Origin of the sequence: Archangium sp., assembly GCF_036389735.1 — a bacterium.
GTDB lineage: Bacteria > Myxococcota > Myxococcia > Myxococcales > Myxococcaceae > Archangium.
The window spans coordinates 1-3,357 of the sequence record NZ_DASVWK010000276.1; the positions used below are offsets into that span (position 1 = coordinate 1).

Sequence of the window (3,357 nt, forward strand, 5' to 3'; positions counted from 1 at the left end):
CGCCTGGGGCTCCAGCTCTTCGAGGGCAACCAGCTCACCCTGGGCCTGGAGGGCCAGGGCCAGCTGCGCGTGGAGCAGGAGAGCTTCGGCGCGGAGGACTCCACCACGCTGCCCACCGAGGCGCGCTCGCTGGTGTCCGCCTACCTCCTGGACGAGTGGCGACTGCACCCGCGGCTGAGCCTCACGGCGGGCCTGCGCGTGGACAAGTACCTCGACCTGGAGACCACCCCGCTCACCCCCCGGCTGGCGCTCATCGGCCGCCCCTATGACAAGGGCCTCACCAAGCTGGTGGTCGGCCGCGCCTTCCGCGCGCCCAACGTCTACGAGCTCGACTACCACGACAACGGGCTCACCCAGGTGCCCGCCGGTACGCTGGAGCCGGAGACCATCTCCACCTTCGAACTCGAGCACGCGCACGACCTGACGGACGAGCTGCGCCTCACCGTGGCCGGCTACCACAACCGCATCTCCAACCTGGTGGTGCTGGAGGAGGAGGAGGGGGCGCCCCGGTGCGGCAGCCCGAGTGGCAGCGCGTCGTGCTTCATCTCCAGCAACCGCCCCGGAGAGACGCTCGCCTGGGGCGCCGAGGCCGGCCTGCACTGGCAGCCGGGGCGCTACCTGATGGTGGACTTGAGCTACTCCTTCGTCACCCTGAGGAACGACGAGGAGGACGTGAGCAGCACCACGCCCGCGCACCTGGCCTCCGGACGGATGCTGCTGCCCCTGGGCAGCGGCGATGTGCGCCTGGCCACCCAGGTCACCTACCAGAGCGCCCGGGGCCTGGCGCGGGAGGGAGCGGAGAAGGGCGAGGCCCTGCTGCTCGGCGTGGGCTTCTCCGGCGAGCTGGCGCACCTGCGCTACTTCGCCGGCGTGCAGAACCTGCTCGATGCGCGCTATGCCCTGCCGCTCGGAGAGGAGCGCGCCGCCGCGCCCGTGCCGCAGTACGGGCGCACCTTCACGCTCCAGCTCACCGGCAACTTCTGAGGCTCACGGCCCCGCCTCACAGCCGGGCGGGGAACAGCCGCTGGCCCTCGGCGCAGAAGAGGCCCGCCCGGTCCTTGCCCACGAAGGGCACGTCCCGGCCGCCCTTCTGGAAGCCGCGCAGCGGAATCTCCTGGGTGGCACCGGCAGCCATGTCGTCCAGCTGGTGGAAGTCCCGCCCCTGGATGACGAGCTTGCACGCGCTCCAGCCGAAGGTGTCCGTGTTGGTGAGGACGAAGGACTGGGTGAAGCCGCTGCGCTTGAGTGAGATGCGCCCGCTGAGCTCGTGTGGCGCGGTGGGCTTCTCGGGCGCTGACGCGGCGGCCTCCGCCTGGGGCTCGGTGGCCGATGCCTTGGGTAGCACCAGGAAGCGCTCGACCTGACCGGCATCGCGCACCTGCGCATCGACGCGCATCAGCGCCCGCCGCGGGAATGCCTCCACCACCGTGGCCTCGCCGAGCAGCCGCGCCTTCCCGTCCTTCCCCGGCGTCGCCACCACCTGGAGGACCATGCCCGGGGTGAGCCCCTCCAGCCGTCCATGGGACACGCGGTAGAGCCCACCCCGAATGTCCCTCATCATCGCCACGTTCTCCGCGGTGACGAGCTTCGACGCCCTCGGCTTCGAGGGATGGGGAGCGACGCCCTCCACCGGGGCCGTGCCCAGCTCGGGAGCCTGGGGTGCCTCGGCTTCGGCGGTCGGAGCCGGGCCAACCTCCCGAGGCTCTGGAGGAGGAGGAGGCCGTGGGTGCCCGGGAGGAGGCCTGCCCGGTTCGCCGCCCGGAGCACCCCACTCGTGCCGCGGAGGCGGAGGAGGAGGAGGTCTGCCCGGTTCGCCCGAAGCATCCCACTGGTGTGGCGGAGGCGGACGACGGTCCATCAGCAGCGCGGTCACCCCCGCCGTGCCACCCATCAGGCCGAAGGCCCCGAGGGCGAGTGCCAGCGTCCAGGCCTTGCGGCCCATACCTCCGGACGCGGCGGCACGTTCCACACGCTGGGTCTCCGCCGGAGAGACTCCAGGCACTCCGGGCGCGTCGGAACTACCCGGCGAGCGCACCAGGGTGGCCTCGAGGCCCGTGTCGGCATTGGCTCCCAGGGGCAGCGGGGTGTGGCGAGCGGTGCCCGGGGGCATGAGGTGACCACCGGGGGCGGGGGTGCGGCGCAGGCCCGTGTTGGAGATGCCGGAGATGAGCTTGCGCTGGGTGGCGAAGGCGTCCGGGCAGATGGCGCGCACGAAGTTGCCCACCTCCTCGGCGCCGAAGGAGGAGCCGGTGCGCAGGAACTGCTCGTTGAGGGCGCGGGCGAAGTCGTCGGCGCGGGCGTAGCGGTCGGCGGGAGAAGGCGCGAGCGCGCGGCGCACCACGGCATCGAGGGCCGGGTCGATGTCCGAGCGCAGCTCGTGCAGCGCGGGCACGGAGGGGTTGGACATGGCGGCCATCATCTCGCCCACCGTGCCGTGGGCGACGAGCGGCCGGCCAGCGAGCAACTCCCACACCACGACGCCACACGAGTAGATGTCGCCGCGGTGGTCGAGGGCCTCGGCGCGCACCTGCTCCGGGGACATGTAGCCCAGCTTGCCCATGACGGTGGAGGGCAGGGTGTACTTGCTGCGCGCGGCGCTCTTGGCGAGGCCGAAGTCGATGACCTTGATCTCTCCCTCGTAGGAGACCATCACGTTGTGGGGCGAGACATCGCGGTGGACGATGCCCAGGGGCATGCCGTCCGGGCCCGTCTTGCGGTGGGCGTAGCCGAGCCCCTCGGCGATGCGCTGGCCGAGCAGGAGCGCCACCGGCACCGGGAGCACCTGGGACTGGGCGCGCGCCTGCTCCTGGAGGTAGGCCAGATCCACGCCGGCCACGTACTCGAGCGCCATGTAGTAGGTGCCCTCGGCCTCACCCATGTCGTACACCTGCGCGATGGACGAGTGGACGAGGTGCACGAGCACCTTGGCCTCATGGTGGAACCGGTCGAGGAACTGCCGGTCCTTGAGGAGGGCGGGGAGGATGGTCTTGACGATGCAGGGCTTCTCGAAGCCCGCGGCGCCGGAAATCTTGGCGAGGAAGACCTCGCCCATGCCGCCCTGTCCGAGCAGGTGGACGAGCTCGTAGCGCCCGAGGGGGCGGGGGAACTGGGTGGAGTCGTCGTTCATCGGGCGTCCATTCTAACCCGGCATGCGTCTCGCGGTTGTGGGGAGCCTCAAGGCCCCTGTGTCCACTGCCCGCCGCCAGCCAGGCAAGCGGAATTGCGGAGGGCTTTCCTCGGCTCCTAGAGTCGACTCCGCAGATCCGTGGGATCTGCATGGACGGGAAGCGGGGTGGCGGAAGCCATCTGTCGGGCAGGTATGTACTGAATTTTTGTACAGGGGGGGGGGGGGGGGGG

2 protein-coding genes are annotated in these 3,357 nt (G+C 71.1%); one reads left to right on the forward strand and one right to left on the reverse strand.

The features are described from left to right. A partial coding sequence (locus VF794_RS09865) for a TonB-dependent receptor plug domain-containing protein (protein WP_331109084.1) occupies window positions 1–984 on the forward strand: 984 nt, incomplete at its 5' end. Window positions 985–1,000: 16 nt separating this feature from the next. On the opposite strand, the gene VF794_RS09870 is transcribed toward VF794_RS09865, so the two are convergent. Beyond that, on the reverse strand, window positions 1,001–3,127 hold the full coding sequence (locus tag VF794_RS09870; protein WP_331109086.1) for a serine/threonine-protein kinase: 2,127 nt from the start codon (window positions 3,125–3,127) through the stop codon (window positions 1,001–1,003). Window positions 3,128–3,357: the final 230 nt, after the last annotated feature.

Coding starts and splice junctions, on each gene's coding strand:
- VF794_RS09870 (WP_331109086.1), bottom strand. CDS start 3,127: ATGAACGACGACTCCACCCAGTTCCCCCGCCCCCTCGGGCGCTACGAG.